The organism is Arthrobacter burdickii (genome assembly GCF_030433645.1).
Lineage (GTDB): Bacteria > Actinomycetota > Actinomycetes > Actinomycetales > Micrococcaceae > Arthrobacter_D > Arthrobacter_D burdickii.
Window position 1 is genome coordinate 17,573 of record NZ_JAROCG010000001.1, and the last position, 26,641, is coordinate 44,213.

The window sequence follows — 26,641 nt, forward strand, 5'->3', positions numbered from 1 at the left end:
AACCCCAGGAGTTTGTGCTGTGAATTGTGCACCGAAGAACCGAGCGCAGCAGGCCGTTGCTGCCGGCGCCGTGCTGCTGATGCTGGGTGTCTCCGGCTGCAGCTTCACCACGGAGCAGTCGACGACGACGCGGTACGCGGCGTCGGACGGCATCGTGAAGGACCTCGGATCGGTGCAGCTGCGCAACGTCCTGGTGGTCGGGCGCGACGACGAGACCGCAGGCCGCCTGGTGGGCACCGTGTTCAACACGAGCGACGAGCCGGTCGACCTCTCCATCCAGGCCGGCGGCGCATCCACCAGCGTCACCATCGAGGGCCAGGGCGAGTTCAGGTTCGAGGACGAGTCTGCGGACGACGGCACCCTCGAAGGACTGCCGGACATCCCGGGCTCGCTGATCGACGTCGACTTCACGGTCCAGGGCGACGAGGCGACCTTCGAGGTACCGGTGCTCGACGGGACGCTGGAGGAATACCGCGAGTACGTACCCGGCGGATACACCCCCCGGCCGAGCGAGCCCGCCGCGACCGAGGAAGCCGCCGAAGGCGAGTAGCCTTCCCCGCCAGCACCTCCACCCGATGGACATGCCCGCCTCCGATCGATCGGAGGCGGGCATTTCCGTCTCTCCACGACTCCGCTCGCTGTGAAGGCGGCCGAGAGGACAGAAAGAACCGCGCACAGGGCCCTCGGCCGGTCATTCCTGTCGTCTCGCGGCTCGAGCCGGAGGACAACGCGGGGTGCGGCTCAGGGCTCGTACTTGTACCCGAGGCCGCGGACCGTGATGAGGTAGCGGGGGTTCGAGGGATCCGGCTCCAGCTTGCTGCGCAGCCGCTTGACGTGCACATCGAGGGTCTTCGTGTCCCCCACATAGTCCGACCCCCAGACGCGGTCGATCAGCTGGCCGCGCGTCAGGACCCTGCCCGAGTTCCTGAGCAGCATCTCCAGCAGCTCGAACTCCTTGAGCGGGAGGGCGACCTGCTCACCGTCGACACTCACCACATGGCGTTCGACGTCCATCCGGACAGGCCCGGCCTGGACGGTGGTGGAGACGAGCTCCTCGGGTTCGCCCTGGCGCCGGAGCACCGCCCGGACGCGGGCCACGAGCTCGCGCGACGAGTACGGCTTGGTGACGTAGTCGTCGGCGCCGAGTTCCAGCCCCACCACCTTGTCGATCTCGGCGTCCTTGGCCGTGAGCATGATGACCGGGACGTTGGAGCGCTGGCGCAGCTGGCGGCAGACCTCCGTACCGGACAGTCCCGGAAGCTGGAGGTCCAGCAGCACGAGGTCCGCGCCCGCGCGGTCGAACTCGGTGACGGCGTCGAGGCCGTTGTCCACCACGGACACCTCGAAGCCTTCCTTGCCGAGGAGGTAGGACAGCGGGTCGCTGAACGACTCCTCGTCCTCGACGATCAGAATGCGGCTCACGCCTTGACTCCCTGCTCCTGGACAGCGGCGCTGCCCTTCTTGACGGTCTTCCGGTCGGACTGCTGCCCTGTCGACCCGGCAGCGCCGTCGTCGAGGGCGCTCTCCATCTCGGGCAGGCGGACGGTGAAGGTGCTTCCCTGGCCTGCCTGCGACCACACCGTCACCTCGCCGCCGTGGTTGGACACGACGTGCTTGACGATGCTGAGCCCCAGGCCGGTGCCGCCGGTCTGGCGGGAACGCGCGGCGTCGATGCGGTAGAACCGTTCGAAGATGCGCTCCTGTTCCTCGGGCGTGATCCCCGGCCCCTGGTCGGTCACCGAGACCTGGACGAGGCCGTCCCGGGACCGGACGCCCACCCCGACGCGGGTACCCTCCGGCGAGTAGCGGATGGCGTTGTCGATGAGGTTGCGGAAGGCCGTCATCAGGAGATCGTGATCGCCGTACACGGGGAGGGAGACCGAACCGCCGACGACGATGTCGATCTGCTTGCTCTCGGCGGGCAGCTTGTTGCGGTCCACGGCCTCGACGATGACCGCGTTGATGTCCACGGGCTTCCCGCGACGCACGACGTCGGCGCCCTGCAGGCGGGAGAGCTCGATGATGTCCTGCACGAGAGCGGACAGGCGGCCGGACTCCTTGTGCATGCGCTGGGCGAAGCGGCGCACGGCCACCTCGTCCTCGGCGGCGTCGTCGATGGCCTCCGCGAGGAGGGAGATCGCGCCCACCGGTGTCTTCAGCTCGTGGGACACATTGGCGACGAAGTCGTTGCGGATCTCCTCGCTCCGGGTGATCTCCGTGCGATCGTCGGCGAGGATCAGGATGTATTCGGTGCCGAGGGCGGCGACGCGGACCTGCACCACGATGGTCCCCTGTCCGAAGGGGCCGCGGGGAAGCTCGAGCTGTTCCTGCTCGATGACGCCGTCGCGCCGGACGCGTGCCGTGAGGTCGAGCAGTTCGGAATGGACCACGGTGTGTCCGCGGACGAGGCCGAAGGCGTAGGCGGCGGGACTCGCCCGCACGACGCCGTCGATCGCGTCCACGATGACGTAGGCGCGTCCGATGATCGAGAGAACCTCGGCCGCGCCGTCGGGCAGCGAGGGTTCGTCCTCGTAGCGGAGCCGGAGTCGCTGCGCCTCGCTCGCCCGGAACGCTGCCATGCCGCTCACGCCGAGGGCCAGGCCTACCAGCCCGGCCACGAGCGTCAGGAGAAGGGGGTCCACGGACCTAGCTTATGCTCTGCGATTTCGGGCCCAGGCCCATCCGGTGGCAATAGGTAAGGGGTTCAACTAACGTTCACATAAAGCGGGGAAACAGTTCACCGCTGGCTGGAATGCTCGTCGGCAGAACTGTGACAACGGTTGAACCGATACTTCCAGGGAAGGACGCCCACGTGCGTAAGGTTTTTCAGGCCGAGCTACACCAGATCGGCGAGGAGCTGATCGAGATCTCGCAGCTGGTGTCCGAGGCCATCCAGAAAGCCAACAGCGCTTTCCAGGGTGCCGACACCGAGCTCGCGCAGGAGGTCATCGCCGCCGACGCGCGGATCGACTTCCTGCAGAACTCCCTCGACGAACGGGCCATCGACATCCTCGCCCTCCAGGGGCCGGTGGCCTCCGATCTCCGCATGATCGTGGGTGCGCTGAGGATGAGCGCGTCGCTCGAGCGGATGGGCGACCTGGCCCGCCACGTGGCGCAGCTCGCGCGCCTGCGGTACCCCGCGAACGTGATCCCGGAGACCATCCGGCCGACCTTCGACGAACTGGCCGAGCTCGACGTCCAGATCGCTGCAAAGGTCACGGAGCTCCTCGAGACCCGCAACCTCGAGCTGAGCAACGAGATCAACGCCGCGAACACCCGCGTCAACGAACTGCACGCCGGCGTCTTCAAGGCCGTCGCCGCGGAGGACTGGAACGAGACCGCGCCGACGACCGTCGATGTCACCCTCGCCAGCCGCTACTACGAGCGCTTCGCGGACCACGGCGTCTCGGTGGCCCGCAAGGTAACCTACCTCGTCACAGGCGAGTGGCAGCCCAGCGCTCCGCTCAACTGACCCTCCTGAACCTGCGTTGAACGGAACGACGGCGGCCCCTCGGGGCCGCCGTCGTTCCGTTCAACGCAGAGAATCGTTCCCGTCGAGGCGAGGTGCTAGTGCTTGCCCTGGTTCGCCACGGCCTCGATGGCGGCGGCTGCCGCGTCGGCGTCGAGGTAGGTGCCGCCGGCCTTGACGGGCTTGAGGTCCTCGTCGAGCTCGTAGACGAGCGGGATGCCGGTGGGGATGTTCAGCGCCGCGATGTCCTTGTCGCTGATCCCGTCGAGGTGCTTCACGAGGGCGCGGAGGGAGTTGCCGTGGGCGGCGATCAGCACGGTCCTGCCGGCCCTGATGTCCGCGGTGATGTCCGACTCCCAGTACGGCAGGAAGCGCTCGAGGACGTCCTTGAGGCACTCGGTGCGCGGGACGTCGTCGCCGAGGTCCGCATAGCGGGGGTCATTGGCCTGCGAGTACTCGCTGGCGTCGTCGAGGGGCGGCGGCGGGGTGTCGTAGGACCGGCGCCATTCCATGAACTGCTGCTCGCCGTACTCCGCGAGGGTCTGGGCCTTGTCCTTGCCCTGCAGCGCGCCGTAGTGGCGCTCGTTGAGGCGCCAGTTGCGCTTGACGTCGATCCAGCTGCGGTCGGCGGCTTCCAGCGCGAGGTTCGCGGTGATGATGGCGCGCTTCTGGCGGGACGTGTAGACGATGTCGGGAAGGATGCCGGCCTCGGTCAGGAGCTGGCCGCCGCGGGTGGCTTCCTCGCGGCCCTTCTCCGTGAGGGCGACGTCCACCCAGCCGGTGAAGAGGTTCTTCTCGTTCCATTCGCTCTGCCCGTGGCGCAGCAGGATCAGTGTGTAGGTCATGGCTCCTAGTCTGCCGTATCGCGCTGCGCCGGTCATTCCGGCCCGCCCCTGGTCCGCGACTGTTAAGCGGTGCCGTCGAGCGCTCCGCTCGAACAGTGCTATCGGCAGTGCGGTCGGGCGAGTGCCCTAGCCTTGATGGGTGCCCCCGCGTCCCCGTCCCCCGAAGCCGCTCGGGACCATCACCCGCGGCACCACGAACCCCAACCGGCTCCGCCGCGTGGACCGCTGGCTCGCCGGCCCCCAGGGGCACCGGCTCCGTCGAGCCGCCGCTCCGCTCGTGGTCGACCTCGGGTACGGCGCGGCTCCGGTCACCGCCGTCGAACTGTTCACGCGCCTGCGCTCCGTGCGGGACGACGTCGAGGTGGTCGGGATCGAGATCGACCCGGCACGCGTAGCCGCGGCCGAACCTCTCGCGCGGCCCGGGCTGACGTTCCGGCAGGGCGGCTTCGAGCTTCCGCTGGATGGCCGGCTGCCGGTCTTCGTGCGCGCGTTCAACGTGCTGCGGCAGTACGGCGAGGACGAGTACGCGGCGTACTGGGACGAGGTCCGCTCCCGGCTTGCACCCGACGGGCTGTTCATCGACGGGACGTGCGACGAGATCGGGCGGCGGTCCACGTGGGCTGCCCTCGATACCGGCGGGCCTGTGTCGCTGAGCATCTCGCTGCGGTTCGGGGCGTTCACCCTCCCCTCCGACGTGGCGGAACGGCTGCCCAAGGCACTGATCCACCGCAACGTGGAGGGCGAACCGGTCCACGCCTACCTTCGGGCCCTGGACCGGGCCTGGCTCGATGCCGCGGCCCTCGCGTCCTTCGGCCATCGGCAGCGGTGGGTGGCGATGTGCGGTGCGCTCAAGGCGGATGGCTGGCCGCTGCTGGACGGCGCATCACGCTGGCGCCTCGGGGAGATCACCGTGGCGTGGGAGGCCGTGAGGCCCGGCTAGGGTCCTACCAGGGTCCGTAGGGGCCGTAGTTGCCGCCGCGGCCCGAGGTCTGGCTGACGGCCGGCTTCACGTCCGCGAGGTACACGCACGCCGCGACGATGGCGACGATCTGGAAGAGGTTGAAGCCGCCGCCTCCGAGTGCGGACAGCAGGCCGACGACGACAGCACCGCCGGTGAGGGCGAGCCAGAAACCCTTGGTGCGCTTGAAGGCGGCTTCGAAGGCCGTTCCGGGACGTCGCACGCAGTCGGAGAAGGCCCATACCTCGATGCCCAGGGCGATCAGGCCGAGCGCGAGGTACAGGTAATGCTGGATTTCGATAACGAGAGCCACGGACCCAGCTTACCGGGCCTGCCTGCGGCGGTGCACCGGCGATATCGGCCGACGATATCGGCCTGTGTGAACGCGCTGCGTGAACGGGCTGCCGGCCTATCCGTGCTTCCGGAGGGTCAGAGCCCGCCGTCGCGCGGGCCGGCCGCGACACGAAGCGCGGAGTCGAGGTCCGCCCACAGGTCCTCGGGGTTCTCGATGCCGACGGACAGGCGCACGAGGGCCTCCGGTACCGTGACCGGTTCGGCGGGCTGCCGCCGTCGTCGTTCGACCAGCGATTCCACTCCGCCGAGCGAGGTGGCCGGCAGCCACAGCCGGACGGCGGCGACGAGGGCATCGGCCGTGGCGACGTCGTCGAGCTCGATGCTGACGATGCCACCGAAGCCGTTGAACTGCGCGGCGGCGCGCTCGTGCCCCGGATCCGTGGGGAGGCCCGGGTAGCGCACGCGGCGGACGGCGGGGTGGTCCGCGAGCCGGAGTGCCAGCGAAGCCGCGGTCCCCTGGCTCCGCTCCATGCGCAGGGCGAGTGTTCGCAGTCCGCGCAGGGCGAGCCACACCTCGAACGGACCCGCGATGGCGCCATGCAGGGTCCGGTGCGCCAGGAGCCGGTCACGGAGTGCCGCATCCGAGGTGATCAGCGCCCCGAGGACGACGTCGGAGTGGCCGGCGAGCCACTTGGTGACCGAGTGGAGCACGACGTCGACCCCGGATTCGAGCGGCCGATGGACGATGGGCGTGTTGAAGGTGTTGTCCGCGACGACGACGGCGCCGGTCGCATGGGCGGCATCGGTCAGCACGGACAGCTCGGCGACCTCGAGCATCGGATTCGTGGGGCTCTCGAGCCACAGCATCACCTGGCCGGCGTCGAACCGGGCGGCGAGCGCGTCGAGTTCCGCGAGGACGGCCGGGGTGTCCGCGATGTCCACGGTGCGCAGTTCGAAGCGGCCCTGTGCGGCGAGGTCGGCGGCGAGGCTGATCGAGCCCGCATAGGCGTGGCGGGGCATGACCACGGCACCCCCGGTGGGCACGAGGGACAGTGCGGCCGCGGCCGCACCGAGTCCCGAGCCGAAGACGAGGGCCGGGAGGTCCGCGCCCTCGAGAGCGCCCAGGGCCTCCTCGAAGGGGTCCCACGTGGGGTTGGACCCGCGTGCGTAGATACGGTCGCCCGCCTCCGGCGCGCGTGTCTCGTGGTACGTCGTCGAGAGGACGATCGGAGGGTTGACGGGCGCATCGTGCTCGCGGGGAGGACGTCCTGCGGCGACGGTGAGGGTGTCCGGGGCGAGGTCGGAGCGCTCGAGTTGCATGGCATGAGCCTAGTGCCGGGCGCGACGGCCCCTGCAAGTGTTACCGGGAAAGGTCGTCGGCACTCGGTAGGCTTGGCCCGTGACCTTTCCCCTCCCGCACGGCCTTCCCGGGCTCTTTCTCGCACTCGAGGGCGGCGACGGTGCCGGCAAGTCCACGCAGGCTGCACTGCTGTGCCGCGCTCTCGAGGACATCGGCCGCACCGTGGTGCGCACGCGTGAGCCGGGCGGCACCCCGATCGGGGAGACGTTGCGCTCGCTCGTGCTCGAGCACGGGCACGGCGATATCGATGCCCGGACCGAAGCCCTGATGTTCGCGGCCTCGCGTGCGGCGCACGTGCACCAGGTGATCGTCCCCGCCCTGCAGCGCGGCGAGGTCGTGGTGTGCGACCGCTACATCGATTCCTCCGTCGCGTACCAGGGAGCGGGCCGAGGGCTCGGACCGCAGACCGTCCTCGACGTGAACCTCTGGGCCACCGACGGCCTCCGCCCCGACCTCACCGTGCTGCTCGACGTCGACCCGGCGGAGGGCCGCAGCCGCCGCACCGCCGGAGCCGCACCGGAGGACCGGCTCGAATCCGAGCCCGACGGCTTCCACGCCAGCATCCGGTCCGCCTTCCTGGACCTCGCGCGCCAGGAGCCCGGACGCTACCTCGTGCTGGCCGCGTCCGCTCCACCCGAAGAACTCCACCGTGCCATCCTCGACGCCCTGCCCCGGGTCACTGCATGAGCGTTGTGTCGCACGGCCTTCCCACGACGGGCGTGTGGGCGGAGCTGCGCGGGCAGGAGCAGGTCGTGGAGCAGCTGCGCCGCGCCGCCCAGTCCGGGGCCCCCACCCACGCCTGGCTCTTCACCGGCCCGCCGGGTTCCGGTCGCTCCAACGCGGCCCGCGCCTTCGCCGCCGCTCTCCTCTGCGAGCGCGAGGCGCTCGACGAGCGGGGCTGCGGCACCTGCAAGGCCTGCCACACCGTCCTCTCCGGCACACACGCCGACCTCACCAACGTCACCACGGAGAAGGTGACCATCAGCATCGACGAGGCCCGCGAACTCGTCCGCAAGGCGCAGGACAAGCCCTCGACGGGGCGCTGGCGCATCATCATCGTCGAGGACGCCGACCGCATGCAGGAGCGCAGCACCAATGTGCTGCTCAAGGCCATCGAGGAGCCGCCACCGCGGACCATCTGGCTGCTCTGCGCGCCCAGCCCGGGCGACGTGCTCGTCACCATCCGGTCCCGCTGCCGGTCGGTGGGTCTCCGGCTGCCGCCCGTCCAGGATGTGGCGGACCTGCTCGTGGCCCGCGACGGCATCGACCCCGCGACGGCGGAAGCGGTGGCGCGGGCGGCCCAGAGCCACATCGGGGTGGCGAAGAGGCTTGCTACCGATGAGGGTGCGCGGGAACGACGCAACCAGATCGTCCGGCTGCCGCTGACGCTGCGCTCCGTGGCCGGCGCCATGCGCGCGGCGGCGGACCTGGTGAAGCTGGCCGAGGCGGAAGCCCAGAGTTCCTTCGAGCAGCGCGACGCCGAGGAGCGGGCTGCCCTGCTCGCAACCCTCGGTGCCCCGGAGACCGGCACCCTGCCGCCGTCCATGCGGGCGCAGATCAAGCGCCTCGAGGAGGACCAGACGCGGCGGGCCAAGCGGTCCAAGAACGACTACTTCGACCGAGCCCTGACCGACCTCATCTCCTTCTATCGGGACGTGCTCATGCTGCAGGTGTCCAGCGGGCAGTCGCTCGTCAACGAGCCCCTGCGGCCCGAGCTCGAGGAGTTCGCCCGCCGGGAGAGCGCGGAGGACACGCTCCTGCGGCTCGAGGCCATCAACGAGGTCCGCACGAGGCTCGTCAGCACCAATGTCTCCCCGCTCCTCGCGATCGAAGCGATGACCGTGAGCCTCCTGTCCCGGAAGGACCTCGACCGATGACCCTCGGGCCGCTCCACCGACTCCCCTCTCCCGGCAGGACTCCCCGCCGTCGTGCCGTCAGCGCCCTGGCGGCCGCCGCCGTCGTGCTCGGCCTGTCCGGGTGCTCGCTGCTCGCCCCCGAGAACCGGACGGAGTCCCCCGTCTCCGGCGTGGAGACAGCCGAACCCGCCGCGATCGGCGAGATCGACGAGGACCTCCGCGGCTTCTACACGCAGGAGGTGCAGTGGGAGACCTGCGAGGTGTCCTTCTCCTGCGCCACGGTCGAGGTGCCGCTGGACTACAGCGACCCGGGCCGCAGCAGCATCGACATCGCTGCCATCCGGGCCGACGCCACGGGCGAGGCCCAGGGCACCATCCTGGTCAACCCAGGAGGGCCCGGCGGGTCCGGCGTCAACATCGTGAAGGACTCGCTGGACTACGTCGCCAGTGATCGGCTGCGCGAGGACTACGACATCCTCGGGTTCGATCCCCGAGGGGTCAGCCGGTCCAGCGCCGTGAAGTGCTACACCGACGAGGAAGCCGATGCGGCGCGGCAGGAGAGCTACCCGTCCGACGCGACGGACGACGAGCTCCTGGCGCTCATGGTGGCGGACGCGAAGGAGTACGCGGACCTGTGCGCCCAGCGCACGGGAGAACTCCTCGGATTCGTGGACACCGAGTCGGCGGCACGCGACATGGACATCCTGCGCGCGGTCGTCAGCGACGAGAAACTGAACTATCTCGGCTTCTCCTACGGGACGCAACTGGGCGCGACCTACGCCGATCTGTTCCCCGAACGGGTAGGGCGCCTCGTCCTCGACGGCGCCATCGATCCGTCGCTCAGCAGCGAGGACGTCACGCTCGGTCAGGCGGCCGGCTTCGAGAAGGCAGTCCGCGCGTACGTCGCCGATTGCCAGCAGGGCGCCGAGTGCCCCTATCCGGGAACGGTCGACGACGGCGTGCGCCAGATCCAGGACCTGTTCTCCGCCGTCGAGCGGCAACCGATGAAGGCCAAGGACGGCCGCCTCGTGCCGGTCCTCACCTTCGTCCAGGGCTTCATCCTGCCGCTCTACGACAACGGGAACTGGCCCACCCTGACCCAAGCGGTCAGCTCGGCGCTGGACGGCGACGCCTCCAGCATGCTGTACCTCGCCGACCTCTCGGCCGAGCGCGAGCCGGACGGTACCTACGCGACGAACTCGTCGGCGGCCTTCCTCGCCGTGAACTGCCTCGACTACCCGATGACCAGCGACCCGGACCAGATGCGGGCGGACGAGCGGGAGCTCATCGCCACGTCGCCCACGTTCGGCCGGTTCCTCGCCTACGGCGGTCTCACCTGTGCGCCGTGGAAGTACGCACCGGTCCTCGTACCGGCCCCCGCGCGGGCGGAGGGCGCGGACCCCATCCTCGTCATCGGCACCACGGGCGATCCTGCTACCCCCTACGAGTGGTCCACAGCGCTGGCGGAGCAGCTCGAGTCCGGCGTGCACGTCACGTGGGAGGGCGAAGGACACACCGCATACGGCCGGTCCAACGACTGCATCCTGGACATCGTTGATTCCTACTTCACCGACGGAACGGTCCCGGAGGACGGCGCGCGCTGCTGACCGCAGTGCGCCCGTGCCCCGGACGTACCCATTTTGACCCCGGGCCGGAACCTCCTATAAAGTTGGAGCTTGTGGATCGGCCCCGGGCATCGCCCGGACCAAGAAGCATTGCCTCCTTAGCTCAGTCGGTAGAGCGTCTCACTCGTAATGAGAAGGTCGCCAGTTCGACTCTGGCAGGAGGCTCCACGAAAGCCCCGGACGGTACGCCGCCGGGGCTTTTTCGTGCCCGGGTACCCCGGCACGACGAACGCGGCGGGCACCCGGAGGTACTCGCCGCAGTGTGGTCCGCCTCCGGTCAGCTCATCGCGGGACCGGACTCCGAGGACTTGGTGAGTTCGCCGAGGAACGCGTGGCAACGGACGGCGCGCTCGGAGTCCTCGGACATCACCTGCTCGAAGAAGTCGGCGATGTCGTCGCGTCCGGCGTTCCGGGCGTCCCGGACGTACTGGCCGTAATCGTGCCCGGCCTTCAGCGAGTGGTACTGCAGTGAGATGAGGTCGAACGAGACGTCGTCGAACCCGGTTTCGCCAGTGGCCATGAGGCACCTCCATGCTTGGTATGAACAGGTGGTGACAGGCTAGGTCGCGCTGATTTTGATCGGCAACGGGGAATTCCCCGCACCCGGACCCCTCGCCAGCGTGCGGAGAGTCTGTTAGCCCGGACCCATGGGACGGGCCCTACGGAAACGGAGGAGCCTCCCGGCAGCGCCGGGAGGCTCCTCTCGGTCGGCAGGTGCTGTCTGCCAGGGATGGGGCTAGGCGAAGTCGGACGTCGCCGGGTCGGCGCCGATGCGTCCCGCGGGGCCCTTGTCGAGTCCGTTGATGGCCTCGATGTCCTCGTCCTCGAGCGTCACGTCCAGGGACTCCCAGTTCTCGACGATGCGGGACTCGGTGACCGACTTCGGGATGACGACATTGCCGAGCGCAAGGTGCCAGGCGAGGACGACCTGCGCGGGAGTGGCGTTTCGCTTCTGGGCGATGTCCTGCAGCACGGCGTCGTCGAGCAGTCCCTTGCCCGAGCCGAGGGGCGACCAGCTCTCGTGCAGGATGTCCTTCTCGGCCTCGAAGGCCCGGAGCTCGGACTGGTTCAGGTACGGGTGGGTCTCGACCTGGTTAATCACGGGAACCACGCCGGTCCCGTCGATGATCTCGGTGAGCGCCTCGATGGTGAAGTTGGAGACACCGATGCTCTTCACGCGCCCCTGCTTCTGCAGTTCGATGAAGGCCTTCCACGTGTCGAGGTACTTGCCCTGCTTGGGCTGCAGCCAGTGGATGAGGTAGAGGTCAAGGGTCTCGAGTCCGAGGCGTTCCATCGACTCGTCGAACGCCCTGAGGGTGCTGTCGTAGCCCTGGTCCGCGTTCCACAGCTTGGTGGTGATGAACATCTCGTCGGAGCCCAGGCCCGAAGCGGCGATGGCACGGCCGACACCGGCTTCGTTGCCGTAGATCCTGGCGGTGTCGATGTGGCGGTACCCCGCCTTGAAGGCCCGGCCCACGACATCCTCGGCAACGGTGTCCTCGACCTGCCACACTCCGTACCCGAGCTGCGGGATCTCGTGGCCGTCGTTGAGCGTAAGATTTGGTGAAGTAGTCATACAGGCGGGAACCAGCGGCGGCTCCCATTTATTTCTGTTCCCCCTGACAACTATCAGCCTGCGGAGCATTTGGTCCGACAGAACCCGAGCGCGCAGGTCGGATGTCGGCTGGTGGCGGGATATGCAGGCAACGGAAGACAGGGTGCGGGCGGCCCTCCACGACGACGCCTACCGGTACGCCTATCGGCGCTCGCTGTCCACGCGGCTCGCCTCGGAGGTGGCGCTCGAGGCGGTCGAGGCGCTGGACGCCGGAAGCCCCGCGACACGCGATCCCTCTGGTGGAATTCCCCTCGACGGCATCCCCGGGCGCCTTCCGGTGCTGGCGACGGCGCACGCAGCCCTCGAACGGTACCTGCCGCCGGCGCTTCCTCCTCGGGTCCAGGGCGTCCCGGACCTGCAGTACGCCCTGGCATCGCTGTCCCCCGGCGAGCGCGAACTCCTCCTGCTCTGTCACTGGGATGGTCTCAGCGCCGGGGAGGCCGCACGTGCCTCGCAGCAAGAGGCCGGCCTGCTCCCCGTCGTCGAAGCCGCCTGTGCACGCCTGCTGTTCCCGGAACCGGCATCGGCGGAGGCTTTCGCCGCCGTCCTCGCCGCCGCCGACCCGGCCCGCGCCGTGACGGCGGAGGATCTCGTCTTCAGCACCCCTGATCTGCCGTTCGCTGCCGCGGCGACCGATGGCTTCCCAGCCGATGCCCGCACGCTGCCGGGAACCTCCGGGGATTCGGACCCGGCCTCCCCACCTGGCGGCGGGAGCGCGGCGCGGAACCGGAGGAGCCAGGCGATGGTCGGCGGCTCCTGCCTCCTGACGCTCGCCGCGCTCGCCCTGGCCCTGGTCCCGCGCCAGGCCCCCAGCCCCGCCCAGGAGACGGCACGCCTGTTCGCCCTCGCCGACGTCGTCGCCGTCGTGGTGCAGTCCCGGGTGGAGCCGACGCTGGTCGAGGGCCAGATACGGATCCTTCGACGCGCATCCGTGGTGCAGATGGTGAAGGGCGAGGCGGCGCGGGACGTCCTCACCCTGGACATGACCGGGCGGAGCACCCTCGAGCGCCCCCACACCCGGGACTTCTTCCCGCCCCACCAGCTTCTGTTCCTCGTTCGGAACGCCGACGGCCACCTCGCCCCGATCGAGGGTGACGGCTCGGTGCTGACGCTGGTCGATCGTCGGTCCCCGGAGGCGACGACGGTCACCGGCGATCCCGTTCCCCTGCCGGATGAACTGCGGGAGGACCTTCGGGCGCTGCCGGTCGAGGAACTCCGGCTGGCAACCAGTGGTGAGGCGCCGGGGTCCCTGGACCCGGACGCGATCATCGGCATCCGGCCGCCGCCGGGCCGGGACGCGCAGAACCTGCCGGCGCACCAGCTCGGCACGTTCCAGGGGAGCGCTCAGGACGGGGAGGCATGCGTCTGGTTCGAGTTCAACTCCCGCGCGGTCCTCATCCGCTGGCCCGACGGCTTCTCGGCGTACCAGCGGGCATCGTCCCTCCGGACCGGCGTCGGCGACCCTCCGGACCGGCGGGTGCTGACCGTCCTGAACGAGCGCGGCTACCCCTACGTGGACGAGGGCCGGCCGACGCCGTTCATCCGTGCGGTCCCGACCGGCGAGCGAGGCATGTGCGGCGGGCAGGAATTCGAGGTCTGGGACATCGCGGTCGCACCGGGAAGCACCCTGCTGTACTACTGAGGGTGTCCTGCTTACGGCCGACCTACCGGGCGCCCGGCATGCAGCGCTCCGCCTCCTCGACGTCGTCGGCGACCAGCTGAGCCCGACGCCGCACGTTGTCGAGCCCCGAGGAGGCGATGCCCCACCGCTCGCCGTCGAGCCTCGTCATCGCGGCTGCCTCCGCCGTCGTCGCGAGGGTGTTGCCCGCGCGGGACAGCGCCCGATGAACCTGCAGGAGCGCGCCGGGGATGTCGAGGCCGTTACTCGGGGAGGATGCCTGGGCGCTCACGCAGATCGCCCGCACGCGGGGCAGCATGGCGCCGAGGTCGTTGGCGACGACCACGAGTTCGTTGTAGACGTCGTCGTCCTCGATGCCTTCGAGGATCTGGTGGTACCGATCGAGGCCCCGGCGGAAACGGTCGTGCGCCCGCCTCCACACCCCTGTGCCCAGCTCGGCATCGTCCTTCCGTCCCTGCCGCGCCGCCGCGAAGAATGCCACGTAGGCCTTACAGGTACTGGCCGGGCCCGTGGCTGTCCGCCGGGGCCGCCTGGGCATGGCGGACAGGCGGAGTGCGCCGTGGTTCACCGTCCTCGCCGATCACCACTCCGGGGGCGATCACGGTGCCGGGAGGGAGCTGGCGCAGCTGGAGCCGCGCGGCCAGCTGCTGATTAGCCATCTGCTGCGCAGCGAGCGCCGCCTGGATCCCGTGGAACAGGCCTTCGAGCCAGCCGACGAGCTGGGCCTGCGCGACGCGCAGTTCGGCGTCGGTCGGTACGGAGTCGTCGCCGAAGGGCAGGTTGATACGGTGCAGCTCCTCGACCAGTTCGGGTGCGAGGCCGTCCTCGAGTTCCTTGACCGAACGCTCGTGGATGGAGGCGAGCAGGGTGCGGCCGGCGTCGTCGAGCGGCGCAGTGCGGACCTCCTCGAGCAGTTGCTTGAGCATGGTGCCGATGCGCATGACCTTCGCGGGTTCGTCCACGAGCTCCGCGAGTGATGTGGGGCGCGCGCCCGGAGCGCCCTCCGTCGCGCCGTCCCCTGCCGTGCCCGCCTGGGCGTTGCCCGGGGCGTCGTGCACGGTACCGGGAGCGGGGTCGAAGGGACTGGCCGGCTGCTGTTCCGTCATGACGCTATGCTCCCACAACCGCCGCGCGCCGGGCACACCGGATCCGGCCTTGCCCACGACAAGCTCAGGACGCGACGAAGCCCGGCGCTCCTCGCGGATGCGCCGGGCTTCGTGCCGGGCCGCCTAGCAGCAGCGGCCTTCGGGGTTGGCGTCCTGGCGGTCGGTCTTGTCCCGCCAGAACTCACGCTCGGTTATGGGCGGCTCGCCCGGATGGGTGCGCTCGTGGTGGTCGAGGTACGCCTGGTAGGCGTTCTCCCCCATGACCCCCTTGAACAGCCAGGCCAGCTCGCGCGCGGTGTCCCTGGCCCGGTGCAGGACGTGCGGCACGCTGCTCATCAGTGTCCTGTCCGCGCCGGGCGCCTGCCCGGCTCGAGGGCGGCCCACTGCGCCTCCAGCTCCTTCTCGGCCGGAGTCGCCACCAGGCCGGCCGGCGCGAAGATGCGGGACGCCACCGGGGAGTCCTCGGTCTCCGTGCCGCCACCGTCGCGGTAGGCCTTGATGGTCGCGAGGATCGCCGTCACGATGACGATGATCGACAGCACCACGAAGATGATCGACAGCGTGCCCTGGATGGAGGTGTTGCGGACCACGGCCTCCATCGCGGCCACGGTCTTCGCGGTGCCGAAGCTCTCCTCGCCCGCGGCGAGGGCATTGCGGAACGCCGCGTTCTGCGCCCAGTAGCCGATGGCAGGGACCGGCGAGAAGATCTTCAGGAACGACGCCGTGATGGTCACCGCGGCGGCGAAGGCCAGCGGAAGTGCCGGGATCCAGAGGACCCGGAAGAGTCCGCGCTTGGCGCAGATCGCCATGCAGACCGCGAGCGCGATCGCCGCGAGCAGCTGGTTGGCGATGCCGAACAGCGGGAAGAGCGTGTTGATGCCGCCCAGCGGATCGGTCACGCCCATGATGAGGATTGCTCCCCAGCCGGCGACCATGATGGCCGTGCAGATCCATGCTCCGGCGCGCCACGAGGTGTCGCGGAAGCGGGGCACGAAGTTGCCGATGCTGTCCTGCAGCATGAAGCGCGCGACGCGGGTTCCGGCGTCGACCGCCGTGAGGATGAACAGCGCCTCGAACATGATGGCGAAGTGGTACCAGAAGGCCATCATGCCGGTACCGCCGAAGACGCCGTGCATGATCTGCGCAATGCCGACCGCGAGGGTCGGGGCTCCGCCGGTCCGGGAGACGATCGATTCCTCGCCCACGTTGGAGGCCAGTGTCGAGAGGACGTCGGGCGTGAGGCTGACCCCGGTGAGGCCGAGTCCGTTGACGAATGCCACGGCGCCCTCGACGGTGCCGCCGGTCGCCGCGGCAGACGAGTTCATGGCGAAGTAGATGCCCCGGTCGATCGACAGGGCGGCGACGAGCGCCATGATCGCGACGAAGGACTCCATGAGCATGCCGCCGTAGCCGATGAAGCGCGTCTGGCGCTCCTTCTCGATCATCTTCGGGGTGGTGCCGGAGGAGATCAGGGCGTGGAAGCCCGAGAGGGCACCGCAGGCGATGGTGACGAAGAGGAACGGGAACAGCGAGCCCGCGACAACCGGTCCGGTGCCCGAGCGGGCGTACTCGCTGACGGCCGGGACGCTGATCTCGGGACGCGTGATGACGATGGCTACGGCGAGCATGACGATCGTGCCGATCTTCATGAACGTGGACAGGTAGTCGCGCGGAGCGAGCAGGAGCCAGACGGGCAGGACGGCGGCGATGAAGCCGTAGATGATGATGCCCCAGGCGATCGTGATCCGGTCCAGCGTGAACAGTTCGGCGCCCCAGCCGGTCTCCGCGATCCAGCCGCCGCCGATGATGGCGAGCAGGAGGAGGACGAAGCCGATCAGCGAGACCTCGGTGACCTTGCCGGGGCGCAGGTAGCGCAGGTACACGCCCATGAACAGCGCGATCGGGATGGTCATGGAGACGGAGAAGACACCCCATGGGCTCTCACCGAGGGCGTTCACGACAACGAGGGCGAGGATCGCGACGATGATGATCATGATCGTGAGGGTCGCGATCAGCGCCGCGGTTCCGCCGATGACGCCGAGCTCCTCGCGCGCCATCTGGCCGAGCGAGCGTCCGCCCCGGCGCATGGAGAAGAACATCACGAGGTAGTCCTGGACGGCCCCGGCGAAGATGACGCCGATGATGATCCAGAGGGTCCCGGGCAGGTAGCCCATCTGCGCGGCGAGGACGGGCCCCACCAGCGGACCCGCGCCGGCGATGGCGGCGAAGTGGTGGCCGAACAGGACGCGGCGGTCCGTTGCAGCGTAGTCCTTGCCGTCGGCCTTGTACTCGGCGGGGGTCGCCCTCCGGTCATCGGGCTTCAGGAGGTTCCGCTCGATGAACTTGGAGTAGAACCGGTAGGCGATGAGGTAGGTGCAGACGGCGGCGAAGACGAACCAGATGGCGTTCACCGTCTCGCCCCGGACGATGGCCAGGATGGTCCAGGCGATACCGCCCAGGAGTGCGACACCTACCCACAGTGCGATCTTCGCCGGGGTCCACCGGCGGTCCTCTGCTTCAGCCTGCTGCGGATCGACGGCGACCGCGGGCAGGTCCGGATCCGTCACCAGCACGTCGGCGTGCCGGTGGGCTCCGTTCTGCTTCTTACTCATGATGCTCCTCGGGTGCGAGAGTGTGATGCACACGAAGGTAGCAACGTAGTGAGCGCCGCGTCACATGGCAAGGCTGCTGTGCAACGGAATGCGCCGAACGCACCCGCCCCTGCGGCAGGTGGGCCGGCGCTCCCCGACCCGGCCGGTCAGGACGACCTGCGGGAAGGGCCGTCGTCGTCGTCGCCGAGCACGGCCGGCGGCTCGTCGTCGTCGTTGGCGTTCATGCCCTCGCTGATGCTCGCGTGCGTCCTGGTGCGGCTGTCGGCGGGCTCGTCCGCGTCGGCGGTCGGTCCGTTGTCGATGCCGTCGGGTACCTGGTCGCCGAGGTTCTCGGCGAAGCTGTCGGCTGCCTGCGACAGTCCGCCCTCGTCCCCGTCGTGGCCGTGATGCGTGCTCACTGTGCTGCTCCTTCCGGTTGCCTGTCCTGCAACCTTTCCACAGCTACGACGCAATCGAAAGCATGCTGATGATGCTTCCGCGCCACCCGGCCGGGCCCGGACGGGAGTAGGGTTGATCGATGGCTTCCCGCCATCCGATGCCAGCGGCGCCGTCGATTCCTCCGACCGAAAGCCCGCAGTCCGTGCACCTCCTCCGCGACCTGGTGAGCATCACCCCCTCCGCCAACGACCACCACCCGGCACTCCGCTGCGCGATCGGAGTGGGCGTCCCATTGGTCGTGGTGCTGCTGATCGGACGCCTCGATCTCGCCGTCTTCGCCACGTTCGGGGCCTTCGCCGGCATCTACGGGCGGAACGAACCGCACCGCCAGCGCCTTGCCACCCAGATCCGCGGCGGCGGGCTCATGCTCGCCGTGATCCTGGCAGCCGCACTGGCCTCGCGCGGCGACGTCGGACCCTGGGGACTCGTCCTGCTCACCAGCGCGGTCGCCGGACTCGGGACCTTCGCGGCGGGACTGTTCCGCCTCCGGCCGGGAGGCTCCCTGTTCCACATCTTCGCTTTCGCGGCGATCGCCTCCGTCCCCCAGCAGCCACCGCTGCTGCAGGGACTCGGTACGGCGGTCGCCACCGTCGCGTTCGCGGTGCTCCTCGGGCAGGCGGGCGCACTCTGGCCACGCCACCGCACGGGCTGGCATCGCCCGGCGGCGGACCGGCCCACGGCGCGGCACCTGGCAGGACTGGCCCGGGAGTCGGCCCTGTACGTCGTCGCAGCCCTGCTAGCCGGCAGCGCGGCCACGGCGCTCGGGATCGGCCACACCTACTGGGCGATGGTCGCCGCGACCGTGCCCCTTGTGGGACAGACGGCACGGGCGCGCACCAACCGGGGGCTGCAGCGGATTCTCGGCACGGTCGCCGGGCTCGTCCTGACGGCGCTGATCCTCCTGCCGGGGCTGGCTGCGTGGCAGTTCGTCCTCGTCATCGCCGTCGCCCAGTTCGCGGCCGAGATGTTCATCCTGCGGCAGTACGCCCTCGCGCAGGCGTTCGTCACGCCGCTCGCCCTGGTCAGCACGGAACTGGCGCACCCGAGCGATCCGGCTGTGCTCCTCGCGGATCGTGCCGTCGAGACCCTCATCGGGGCCGTGGTCGGCATCGCGCTCGTGCTGGCCCTGCATCTCCGGCAGCGTGCCGTGCAGCTTTCCGCGCGCGGCGCCTAGTCCGTCGCCGGGGCGGGGTTCACCTCGTCCAGGTACTGGAGGGCGATCAGCAGTTCAGCCCGGACCTGCGCGCTCCCGAGGTCCATGCCGAGCAGTTCGGCCAGCACGCCGATCTGCCGCCGTACGCTGTTGCGGTGCAGCTGCAGGCGCTTCGCAGCTCCGTCCCAGCTGCCGTTCTCATGGAGCCAGCCGTTCAGGACTGCGAGCAGGGGGTCGCGGCGGTGCGGCTTCAAGGAGAGGACCGGGTGCAGGAGGCGCTCTGCCAGGGCGGTTCCTGCCTCACGGCCCAGGAGCCCTGCCACCGACCACGTCACGTCCTCCGCCCGGACACTCCTTCCGCTGGACTGCACACGCGCGCGCAGGGAGCTGACCCGCTGGTAGGCGGCAGCCAGGCCGGAGAGCTCCGTCCCCTCGCCCACGACGAGGCGCCAGCCCATCCTCTCGACATCGGCCAGCAGCGACGAGTCCACCCGAAGCCGCGTGATCGCGGTGAAACCGTAGTCCGTGATCTCCACCAGCTTGGTGTCGAACAGGCGCCGCCATTGCAGCAGCTCGCGGATGGGGCCGTCACCCGGAAGACCATCGGCGGGATCTACCCTGATGCCCTGTACCACCCGCATCGGCGCGGACCGTGTCGAGGACAGGCTTTGGGCGAGCAGGTCCTTGAGCACGTTCAGGTGCCGGGTATCACCGTTCGTGAGGCTGTCGGGATGCAGCAGGACGGCTGTCGCCAGCTGGCTCGGGGCCAAAGAGCCGCTGGTCCTCTGCCGCACCAGGAGCTCCAGCAGGCCGATCGCCGCCTGGACCACGCTGTTCTGGGCGGCAGTCAGGGGTGCGTCACAGCCGAGGATCAGGGCACCGAGGTTGGCGTCCTTGGTGCTCCGCAACGGGTGTCCGTACACCAGCGCGGAACCCGGCTGGTCGAAGCCGTCCATCTCCACACGGGGTCCGCTACCCGAGAACAGCCGCTCCACCAGAGGCGCCAGCAGTGCAGGGTCGATCTCCGGGGTGTTCCCGCGTGCGCGGATCCGCCCGTCCGTCCCTACCAGGAGGGCCCACACGGGCACCTTCTGCACCAGCGCACCGAGGAGTTCGTGTTCCGGCCTCGGGGAGAGCACCGCCCGCATGAGCTGCCGGTTGGTGTCCGCCAGCTGACGGAACGCCCGGGCGTTCTCGGATTCGAGCAGCTGCGAGAACTCGAGTCCGATGGCCGCGAACGGCAGTGTCGAGGGGACTTCGAACAAGGTCAGGTTCCGGCGTCGGCAGGCGCTCACCAGCACCTCCGGAACCGCGTCGAAGTAGGGCTGGATCCCGAAACCGAGGGCCGGGACGCCGGCGTCCACCAGGCGCCGGACGTAGGCGTCCACGCCGGCTTCCGACCCGCCGTCCCCCAGGAAAGGCAACCCGCAGGTCAGCAGGAACTCGCCCTCGGGAAGGTACGGCGTCGGATCCTCGAGTTCGCTCGGCTCGACCCATCGGAGCAGCTCCTGGCCGCTGCCGCCATCGTGGAGCAGTCTCAACTCGGGCCGCAGCTGCTCGACGAACTGCTCGAGCGTGACGAAACCCGGGCGAGCCGGAGCGGGAACCTGCTCGTCCGGTGTAATACGTCCCATGAGCAACCACTCTAGGTCATTTTGCACCAGGGTGAGACTCGGCTCACATGCCATGGTGGTTCCCGGAAAGAAACTACTGTGAAGGGACGTCCACAGGTGACTGTGCCTATGAACGCTGAGAAGACAACCATCCCGGGCGAAGGCCGGCCGGGCCTGGGTGCCCAGCTGCTCCGGCGTAAACCTCTCGACCAGATGGTCGGCGAAGCCGGAAGTGATGGCGGAGGTGCGCCGCTCGTGCGCAGCTTCGGGGTTCTCCAGCTGACCATGATCAGCGTCGGTGCCACGCTGGGCACGGGCATCCTCGTGATCCTGGGCGAGTCGGTTCCGCTGGCAGGTCCGGCGATCTGGATATCCTTCGTCCTCGCCGGCCTGGCCGCGCTGTTCTCCGCCGCTTCCTACGCCGAGATGGCCGGGCTGGTGCCCGTCGCCGGCTCCAGCTACTCGTACTCCTACGCGACCATGGGTGAAGGGATGGCCTGGATCTGCGGCTGGTGCCTGGTGCTCGAGTACGCGGTGTCCGTCGCCGCCGTCGCGGTCGGCGCGGGCCAGTACGTCAACGAGACGCTGGCCGGGTTCGGCCAGTTCCTGCCCGCTGCACTGTCCCAGCCCCCGGGCGACGGCGGCGTCGTGAACATCCCCGCGATGGCGATCGTGCTGCTCTCCATGGTGCTCCTGGTCCGGGGAGCGCGTGAAAGCGCCCGGATCAACACGGCCATCGTCGTCATCAAGGTGTGCATCCTGCTGTTCTTCTGCGCGGTGGCCTTCACCGCCTTCGACGCCGGCAATTTCGAGCCGCTCCTGCCCATGGGTGCGGCCGGCGTCTCGGCCGCGGCCTCCCGCGTGTTCTTCTCCTACATCGGCTTCGATGCCGCCTCCACTGCCGGCGAGGAAGCCCGGAACCCCAAGCGCGATCTCCCCCGTGCCATCCTGCTGTCCATGCTCATCGTGACCAGCGTGTACGTCCTCGTCGCCGTCGCCGCCATCGGGGCGCGCCCGTGGGGCTGGTTCGACGGAACGGAAGCGGCCCTGGTGCAGATCCTGCAGGAGCTCACGGGCCGGCCCTGGATCGCCCTCGTCTTCTCCGCCGGTGCCGTGCTCGCGATCGCGAGCATCGTGTTGACCGTCCTGTACGGCCAGACGCGCATCCTCCTGTCGATGTCCCGCGACGGACTCGTTCCCCCCGTCTTCGGGCGGGTCTCGCGCCGGACGGGGACACCCGTCGCCGGAACGCTCATCGTCGGCACCGTCGTCGCCGTGACCGCGGGACTGGTCCCGCTCGGAGAGCTTGCCGACGCGACCAGCATCGGCACCCTCTTCGCGTTCGCGCTGGTCAACGTCGCGGTGGTCTACCTGCGCCGCAACCGGCCGGACCTCCCGCGCAGCTTCCGCGTCCCGTTCTACCCCGTCACACCCGTACTGGGAACGCTGATGTGCGCCTACCTCATGGCCAACCTGGGCGCCGCCACGTGGCTCGTCTTCGGAGTGTGGATGCTCGTGGGCATCGCCATCTACGTCGGCTACGGGCGCCGGCACTCCAAGGTCGCGGCCCTCAGCGAACTGGAGTACCGCACACTGACCGCCAAGCCCTCGACCATCAAGGAGACGCACTCGTGACCACCGCCACCGAACTCCCGGCCGACGATCTCGCGGCCGACCGCCAGGCAGCCTCCCCGATCACCATGCTGAACCCGGACTTCCCGTTCAGCTACGACCACTACCTCGCCCACCCCGATGGCCTGGGGTCGGTCCCGGAGGAACTGCTCGGGACCGAGGTCGCGGTCATCGGCGCCGGACTCTCCGGCCTCGTCACGGCCTACGAGCTGATGAAGCTGGGGCTCCGGCCGGTGGTCTACGAGGCGGACCAGATCGGCGGACGCCTCCGGACAGCGGCCTTCCCCGCGGCGCCCGGCGTCGTGGCGGACCTGGGGGGCATGCGCTTCCCCGTGTCCGGCAGGGCCTTCTACCACTACGTGGACCTGCTGGGAGTGGAGACCGAGGCCTTCCCCAACCCGCTCTCGTCGGCCTCCTCCAGCACCGTGATCGAACTGGCCGGTAAGAAGCACTACGCCACCACACCGGAGGACCTTCCTCCCTTCTTCCAGGAGGTGGCCGACGCCTGGAAGGCAGCAATCAACGACGGCGCCAGATTCACCGAGATGCAGGATGCCATCCGCTCGCGGGACACGGGCCGGATCAAGGAACTCTGGAACGACCTGCTGCCGCGAATGGACGAGCAGACCTTCTACGGCTTCATCGCCGCGAGCAAGGCCTTCAAGGAGGCAGGGTTCGCCCATCGGGAGGCTTTCGGGCAGGTGGGCTTCGGCACCGGAGGCTGGGACACGGACTTCCCCAACTCCATCCTGGAGATCCTCCGGGTGGTCTACACGGACGCGGACGACCAGCACCGCCTCATCCGCGGAGGAGCGCAGCGCCTGCCGGAGGCCCTGTGGCACCACGCGCCGTCGGGGATGAGGCACTGGCCGGAGGGGACCTCCCTCGCGTCCCTGCACTCGGGTTCACCCCACGGCGCCGTGGGCAGGATCAGCCGGGACCCTGACGGCGACCTGCGCATCCGCGAACGGTGGGGTCGCGAAGCCAGCTATCCGGCCGTCGTGACCACGTGCCAGTCCTGGCTGCTGTCCACCCGGATCCACACCCAGGAAGCGCTGTTCCCTGCCGACCTCTGGACCGCGATGGAACGGTCGCACTACATGCAGTCGTCGAAGACCTTCGTGATGGTGGACCGGCCCTTCTGGAAGGACATCGATCCGGAGACGGGCCAGGAAGTCCTGTCCATGACCCTGACCGACCGGCTGAACCGCGCCACCTACCTGCTGGACAACGGACCGGACAAGCCCGCGGTCATCCTGCTGTCCTACACCTGGAACGACGACGCGCTGAAGTGGCTGGCCCTGGACGCGGACGAGCGCGTGGAACTCATGCTGCACTCGCTGGAGCAGATCTACCCGGGCGTGGACATCGCCAGCCACATCGTGGGACAGCCCATCACCGTGTCATGGGAGGCGGATCCGAACTTCATGGGCGCCTTCAAGGCGAACCTGCCGGGCCACTACCGGTACCAGCAGCGGCTGTTCACGCACTTCAAGCAGGACGCCCTCCCGGAGGGCCAGCGTGGCATCTTCCTGGCCGGTGACGACATCTCCTTCACCGCCGGCTGGGCGGAAGGCGCCGTGACGACGGGCCTGAATGCCGTGTGGGGCGTGGTGAACCACCTGGGCGGATCGTCCGCACCGGGCAATCCAGGTCCCGGTGACCTGCTCGACGCGATCGGGCCGATCAGCCTCGACTGACCTCGTCATCAGCGCGCCGGAAACACCCACCCCAGAACGAAAGGCTCCCCCATGCTGTCGTCCGTCCTCCCCGCTCCCGCAGCTAGCCCCTCACCGGCACCGTCCGCCGACGACGGCACTCTGCCGGCGGATGCGCCCTGTGCGCCCCGCTGCGAGTACTGCTTCGGCCCGGAGACGGACTAGGCCGGCTCCCCCGCCGGCCCGGGATGTAGGGGCATCCCGACGAGGAACGACAAGGGGCCTTCCGCGGAAGGCCCCTTGTCGTTCAGGCGCTGTTCTCCCAGGTCCTGTACACCTCGGGGCGGCGCTCCCGGAGGTAGGGGACGTCGTCGCGCGCGGCGCGCACAGCGTCCGGGGCGATCTCGGCGAACAGGAGGGTGGGGGCGTGTCCGGCCGCGGCGAGCAGGGAACCATCCGGCCCGGCGACGACGCTTCCGCCCTCGAAGTCGTAGACGTCCTCGCGGCCGCTGTGGTTCGCGTACGCGACGACGAGCTGGCTCTCCAGTGCACGGGACCGGATGATGACCTGCGGCACGGACTCGAACCCGGCGGACAGGGCGGTCGGTACCAGCAGCAGCTCCGCGCCCCGCGTGGCTGCGGCCCGCACCGCCTCGGGGAACTCGACGTCGTAGCAGATCAGCAGGGACGTCCGGACTCCGTTGAACTCGACGACGCCGGGAGGATCCTGGGCGGGGACGAACGCCGCACGCTCCTCCGCGCCGAAGAGGTGGACCTTCCCGTAGTGGAGGACCGGAACCCCGTCGGCGTCCAGGAGGGTGGCCGTGATCTGCCATCCATTGCCGTCGGAGCTGCCGTCGGAGGTGTCCCCTAGCTCCTCCGGCGTGGCGGGAAGGCTGTACACCAGGCCGATGCCGTGCCGCCGTGCGATCCCGGCAAGGCGCTGCCGAACCCCCGGCAGCACCGCGGGATCCAGTTCGGCGGCGAGGCGCTGGGGTGCATACCCGACCGGAAAGAGCTCCGGCGTCAGGAGGATGTCCGCCCCTGCCTGCGAGGCACGCCCGGCTGCCTCGTCGATGGTCCGGAGATTCGCCTCGACGTTCAGGACTTCGGCATGGGCCTGCAGGACGGACAGCAGCATCGGTACCACCTCGGTTGTGACGGCCCCGGAAGAGTCCGGGGTGCTCTCCCCAGTTTAATCGGCGCGGCATCCGCTGACCGGGTCGTTTCGTCCCACGGGCAGGAGCCTCCGGGCACATCGCCCGCGGTGGCTGCACGCGCGCGGTGCTCCTAGGGCATCAGCAGCAGGATCTTGCCGGTGTGCTCCCCGGCGTCGAAATAGGCGTGGGCCTCGGCCACCTGCGCCAGGGGGAAGGTCCGATCCACGAACGGCCGAACGGCGCCGGTCGCCACGAGCGGCCAGACACTCTCGCGCACCGCTGCCATGATGGCTGCCTTCTCGGCGACGGGCCGTGCCCGCAGGGTGGTTCCCGCGATGCTCGCCCGCCTGCCCATGAGCGCTCCGAGGTCGAGTTCGGCCGTCGCTCCGCCCTGCAGTCCGATGACGACGAGCCGCCCGCCGGTCGCGAGGGCCTGGATGTTGCGTGCCAGGTATTTCGCGCCCACGACGTCGAGGATGACGTCGGCACCCCGGCCGTCGGTCGCCGCCATCAACTCCTGGACGAAGTCCTGCTCCCGGTAGTTGACGAGGGTCCGTACGCCGAGGGAGCGGGCGACGTCGAGCTTCGCGGCGGACCCGGCGGTCACATGCGGCACCGCCCCCAGGGCGAGGCTCACCTGGATGGCCATCACGCCGATGCCACCTGACGCCCCGTGGATCAGGACGTCGTCGCCCGGCGCGAGGCCGGCCTGCAGGACGAGGTTCGACCACACGGTCGCGGCGGTCTCGGGAAGCGCGGCGGCCTCCACGAGGTCCACGCCCTCCGGTGCCCGGACCACCTGCCCGGCCGGCACCACCACCTTCTCCGCGTACCCTCCACCCGCCAGCAGGGCGACGACGGCGTCCCCTTCGGCGAACTGCGAGTCGCCCGCGTCCGCGATGGTGCCGGACACCTCGAGGCCGGGCACCGGGGACGCACCCGCGGGCGGCGGATAGTAGCCGCGCCGCTGCTGCACATCGGCCCGGTTCAGCCCGGCCGCGACGACGTCGATGAGTACCTCGCCCGCACCCGGCACCGGATCGTCGACCTCCTGCACGGAGAGGACCTCCGGCCCGCCTGCCCCCTCGATCACCACTGCGCGCATGCGATCCTCCCGTCCCTCGGTATTTGGGCGTCACCGCCCTTCGTGAAACACTAGCGGCGGGAAGGTTGTCCGAGCGGCCGAAGGAGCTGGTCTTGAAAACCAGTGGGCGGTTACCCCGTCTCAAGGGTTCGAATCCCTTACCTTCCGCCCATCAGGAGGCCCCGCACGGCGGGGCCTCCTTTCTTTTCGGGACAAAGCGGACGCCGACCGGGAGATCCGTGCTTCGTCGGGGACGCGCCCGGCATGATGCGACGGACACGCCGGTGGACGGAACGCTCAAGGGTGCAGGAAGACAGCGCGATGCGTCCACAGATCCCTGCCGATAGCTCCTGTTGTTCCGGGCCCTCTGGTCTTTTAGTAACCCATTGTTAACGATGTTCTGGTTGGCTCCTCCCGGGGACGGAATTGTCACCTGTGTCACATATGGTGCTTTTGCCAACGCGCCGCCCATCGACGGTCGGCGGGCTTCACTCGCGGCTGCTGGGCAGCCATCGTCAAGGAGA

Annotated in this window: 25 protein-coding genes and 2 tRNA genes; 12 read left to right on the plus strand and 15 right to left on the minus strand. The window is 69.5% G+C overall.

Annotated features, from left to right (window positions below; genetic code table 11):
- The first annotated feature begins 19 nt into the window (after positions 1 to 19).
- Positions 20 to 550 (plus strand): AsmA family protein, encoded by a 531-nt coding sequence (locus P5G52_RS00055; protein ID WP_301223963.1) that lies wholly within the window; start codon positions 20 to 22, stop codon positions 548 to 550.
- Positions 551 to 741: 191 nt separating this feature from the next.
- Here P5G52_RS00055 and P5G52_RS00060 read toward each other — a convergent pair whose 3' ends face one another.
- Together P5G52_RS00060 and P5G52_RS00065 are read right to left on the minus strand one after the other, a co-directional pair.
- Positions 742 to 1,422, minus strand: a complete 681-nt coding sequence (locus tag P5G52_RS00060; RefSeq protein ID WP_301223964.1) for a response regulator transcription factor — start codon at positions 1,420 to 1,422, stop codon at positions 742 to 744.
- Positions 1,419 to 2,642 carry a sensor histidine kinase gene (locus tag P5G52_RS00065; RefSeq protein ID WP_301223965.1) on the minus strand — a complete coding sequence of 408 codons (1,224 nt, stop codon included), beginning with the start codon at positions 2,640 to 2,642 and terminating at the stop codon, positions 1,419 to 1,421. Before P5G52_RS00065 ends, P5G52_RS00060 begins: the two co-directional genes overlap by 4 nt.
- A gap of 170 nt (positions 2,643 to 2,812) precedes the next feature.
- Here P5G52_RS00065 and phoU point away from each other — a divergent pair, with 170 nt between their 5' ends.
- Positions 2,813 to 3,472 (plus strand): phosphate signaling complex protein PhoU, encoded by a 660-nt coding sequence (phoU, locus tag P5G52_RS00070; RefSeq protein ID WP_087073018.1) that lies wholly within the window; start codon positions 2,813 to 2,815, stop codon positions 3,470 to 3,472.
- Positions 3,473 to 3,567: 95 nt separating this feature from the next.
- Here the strand turns inward: phoU and P5G52_RS00075 are convergent, their stop codons facing one another.
- Entirely contained in the window at positions 3,568 to 4,314 is a 747-nt protein-coding gene (locus P5G52_RS00075) for a phosphoglyceromutase (protein ID WP_301223967.1), read from the minus strand.
- 139 nt (positions 4,315 to 4,453) lie between these two features.
- Here P5G52_RS00075 and P5G52_RS00080 point away from each other — a divergent pair, with 139 nt between their 5' ends.
- Positions 4,454 to 5,254: a class I SAM-dependent methyltransferase gene (locus tag P5G52_RS00080; RefSeq protein WP_301223968.1), complete on the plus strand. Its 801-nt coding sequence runs from the start codon at positions 4,454 to 4,456 to the stop codon at positions 5,252 to 5,254.
- A 4-nt stretch (positions 5,255 to 5,258) separates the two neighbouring features.
- On the opposite strand, the gene P5G52_RS00085 is transcribed toward P5G52_RS00080, so the two are convergent.
- Complete coding sequence (locus P5G52_RS00085) at positions 5,259 to 5,585, minus strand: DUF2516 family protein (protein WP_301223969.1); 327 nt, start codon at positions 5,583 to 5,585, stop codon at positions 5,259 to 5,261.
- A 116-nt stretch (positions 5,586 to 5,701) separates the two neighbouring features.
- Positions 5,702 to 6,886, minus strand: a complete 1,185-nt coding sequence (locus tag P5G52_RS00090; protein WP_301223970.1) for a trans-sulfuration enzyme family protein — start codon at positions 6,884 to 6,886, stop codon at positions 5,702 to 5,704.
- 79 nt (positions 6,887 to 6,965) lie between these two features.
- Here P5G52_RS00090 and tmk point away from each other — a divergent pair, with 79 nt between their 5' ends.
- The 4 genes from tmk (at position 6,966) to P5G52_RS00110 (ending at position 10,575) form a co-directional block, all read left to right on the plus strand.
- On the plus strand, positions 6,966 to 7,613 hold the full coding sequence (gene tmk / locus P5G52_RS00095) for a dTMP kinase (RefSeq protein ID WP_301223971.1): 648 nt from the start codon (positions 6,966 to 6,968) through the stop codon (positions 7,611 to 7,613).
- Positions 7,610 to 8,803, plus strand: a complete 1,194-nt coding sequence (locus P5G52_RS00100; RefSeq protein ID WP_301223972.1) for a DNA polymerase III subunit delta' — start codon at positions 7,610 to 7,612, stop codon at positions 8,801 to 8,803. The genes tmk and P5G52_RS00100 overlap by 4 nt, the downstream gene beginning before the upstream one ends.
- Entirely contained in the window at positions 8,800 to 10,389 is a 1,590-nt protein-coding gene (locus P5G52_RS00105) for an alpha/beta hydrolase (RefSeq protein ID WP_301223973.1), read from the plus strand. Before P5G52_RS00100 ends, P5G52_RS00105 begins: the two co-directional genes overlap by 4 nt.
- 110 nt (positions 10,390 to 10,499) lie before the next feature.
- Positions 10,500 to 10,575: transfer RNA gene (locus P5G52_RS00110), tRNA-Thr, on the plus strand.
- A gap of 109 nt (positions 10,576 to 10,684) precedes the next feature.
- Here P5G52_RS00110 and P5G52_RS00115 read toward each other — a convergent pair.
- Together P5G52_RS00115 and P5G52_RS00120 are read right to left on the minus strand one after the other, a co-directional pair.
- Positions 10,685 to 10,927, minus strand: a complete 243-nt coding sequence (locus P5G52_RS00115; RefSeq protein WP_301223974.1) for an acyl carrier protein — start codon at positions 10,925 to 10,927, stop codon at positions 10,685 to 10,687.
- Positions 10,928 to 11,143: 216 nt separating this feature from the next.
- Entirely contained in the window at positions 11,144 to 11,983 is an 840-nt protein-coding gene (locus P5G52_RS00120; protein WP_301223975.1) for an aldo/keto reductase, read from the minus strand.
- Between the two features lie 121 nt (positions 11,984 to 12,104).
- Here P5G52_RS00120 and P5G52_RS00125 point away from each other — a divergent pair, with 121 nt between their 5' ends.
- Positions 12,105 to 13,664, plus strand: coding sequence for a hypothetical protein (locus tag P5G52_RS00125; protein ID WP_301223976.1), 1,560 nt, complete (start codon positions 12,105 to 12,107; stop codon positions 13,662 to 13,664).
- Between the two features lie 22 nt (positions 13,665 to 13,686).
- Here the strand turns inward: P5G52_RS00125 and P5G52_RS00130 are convergent, their stop codons facing one another.
- The 5 genes from P5G52_RS00130 to P5G52_RS00150 all read right to left on the minus strand — a co-directional run bounded on the left by P5G52_RS00130 (position 13,687) and on the right by P5G52_RS00150 (position 17,777).
- Positions 13,687 to 14,142, minus strand: a complete 456-nt coding sequence (locus P5G52_RS00130) for a hypothetical protein (protein WP_301223977.1) — start codon at positions 14,140 to 14,142, stop codon at positions 13,687 to 13,689.
- A 7-nt stretch (positions 14,143 to 14,149) separates the two neighbouring features.
- Entirely contained in the window at positions 14,150 to 14,767 is a 618-nt protein-coding gene (locus P5G52_RS00135) for a bacterial proteasome activator family protein (RefSeq protein ID WP_301223978.1), read from the minus strand.
- 123 nt (positions 14,768 to 14,890) lie between these two features.
- On the minus strand, positions 14,891 to 15,103 hold the full coding sequence (locus P5G52_RS00140; RefSeq protein WP_301223979.1) for a YbdD/YjiX family protein: 213 nt from the start codon (positions 15,101 to 15,103) through the stop codon (positions 14,891 to 14,893).
- Positions 15,103 to 17,379 (minus strand): carbon starvation CstA family protein, encoded by a 2,277-nt coding sequence (locus P5G52_RS00145; RefSeq protein WP_301223980.1) that lies wholly within the window; start codon positions 17,377 to 17,379, stop codon positions 15,103 to 15,105. The genes P5G52_RS00140 and P5G52_RS00145 overlap by 1 nt, the downstream gene beginning before the upstream one ends.
- A gap of 146 nt (positions 17,380 to 17,525) precedes the next feature.
- Positions 17,526 to 17,777: a hypothetical protein gene (locus P5G52_RS00150; protein WP_301223981.1), complete on the minus strand. Its 252-nt coding sequence runs from the start codon at positions 17,775 to 17,777 to the stop codon at positions 17,526 to 17,528.
- Positions 17,778 to 17,896: 119 nt separating this feature from the next.
- Here P5G52_RS00150 and P5G52_RS00155 point away from each other — a divergent pair, with 119 nt between their 5' ends.
- Complete coding sequence (locus P5G52_RS00155; protein WP_363321852.1) at positions 17,897 to 18,991, plus strand: FUSC family protein; 1,095 nt, start codon at positions 17,897 to 17,899, stop codon at positions 18,989 to 18,991.
- Here P5G52_RS00155 and P5G52_RS00160 read toward each other — a convergent pair.
- Positions 18,988 to 20,604 carry a PucR family transcriptional regulator gene (locus tag P5G52_RS00160; protein WP_301223982.1) on the minus strand — a complete coding sequence of 539 codons (1,617 nt, stop codon included), beginning with the start codon at positions 20,602 to 20,604 and terminating at the stop codon, positions 18,988 to 18,990. The two genes, P5G52_RS00155 and P5G52_RS00160, sit on opposite strands and share 4 nt — an antisense overlap.
- 108 nt (positions 20,605 to 20,712) lie before the next feature.
- Here P5G52_RS00160 and P5G52_RS00165 point away from each other — a divergent pair, with 108 nt between their 5' ends.
- Both P5G52_RS00165 and P5G52_RS00170 read left to right on the plus strand, forming a co-directional pair.
- The gene (locus tag P5G52_RS00165; RefSeq protein ID WP_301223983.1) at positions 20,713 to 22,218 is read left to right on the plus strand and encodes an amino acid permease; all 1,506 of its coding nucleotides are present in this window, start codon (positions 20,713 to 20,715) and stop codon (positions 22,216 to 22,218) included.
- Positions 22,215 to 23,915 carry a flavin monoamine oxidase family protein gene (locus P5G52_RS00170; protein WP_301223984.1) on the plus strand — a complete coding sequence of 567 codons (1,701 nt, stop codon included), beginning with the start codon at positions 22,215 to 22,217 and terminating at the stop codon, positions 23,913 to 23,915. Before P5G52_RS00165 ends, P5G52_RS00170 begins: the two co-directional genes overlap by 4 nt.
- A 265-nt stretch (positions 23,916 to 24,180) precedes the next feature.
- Here P5G52_RS00170 and P5G52_RS00175 read toward each other — a convergent pair whose 3' ends face one another.
- Both P5G52_RS00175 and P5G52_RS00180 read right to left on the minus strand, forming a co-directional pair.
- A complete protein-coding gene (locus tag P5G52_RS00175) occupies positions 24,181 to 25,014 on the minus strand; it encodes a carbon-nitrogen hydrolase family protein (protein WP_301223985.1) in 834 nt (277 codons plus the stop codon).
- A gap of 149 nt (positions 25,015 to 25,163) precedes the next feature.
- A complete protein-coding gene (locus P5G52_RS00180; protein WP_301223986.1) occupies positions 25,164 to 26,138 on the minus strand; it encodes an NAD(P)H-quinone oxidoreductase in 975 nt (324 codons plus the stop codon).
- Positions 26,139 to 26,197: 59 nt separating this feature from the next.
- On the opposite strand from P5G52_RS00180, the gene P5G52_RS00185 reads away from it, so the two are divergent.
- Positions 26,198 to 26,285: transfer RNA gene (locus tag P5G52_RS00185), tRNA-Ser, on the plus strand.
- The last annotated feature ends 356 nt before the right edge of the window (positions 26,286 to 26,641 follow it).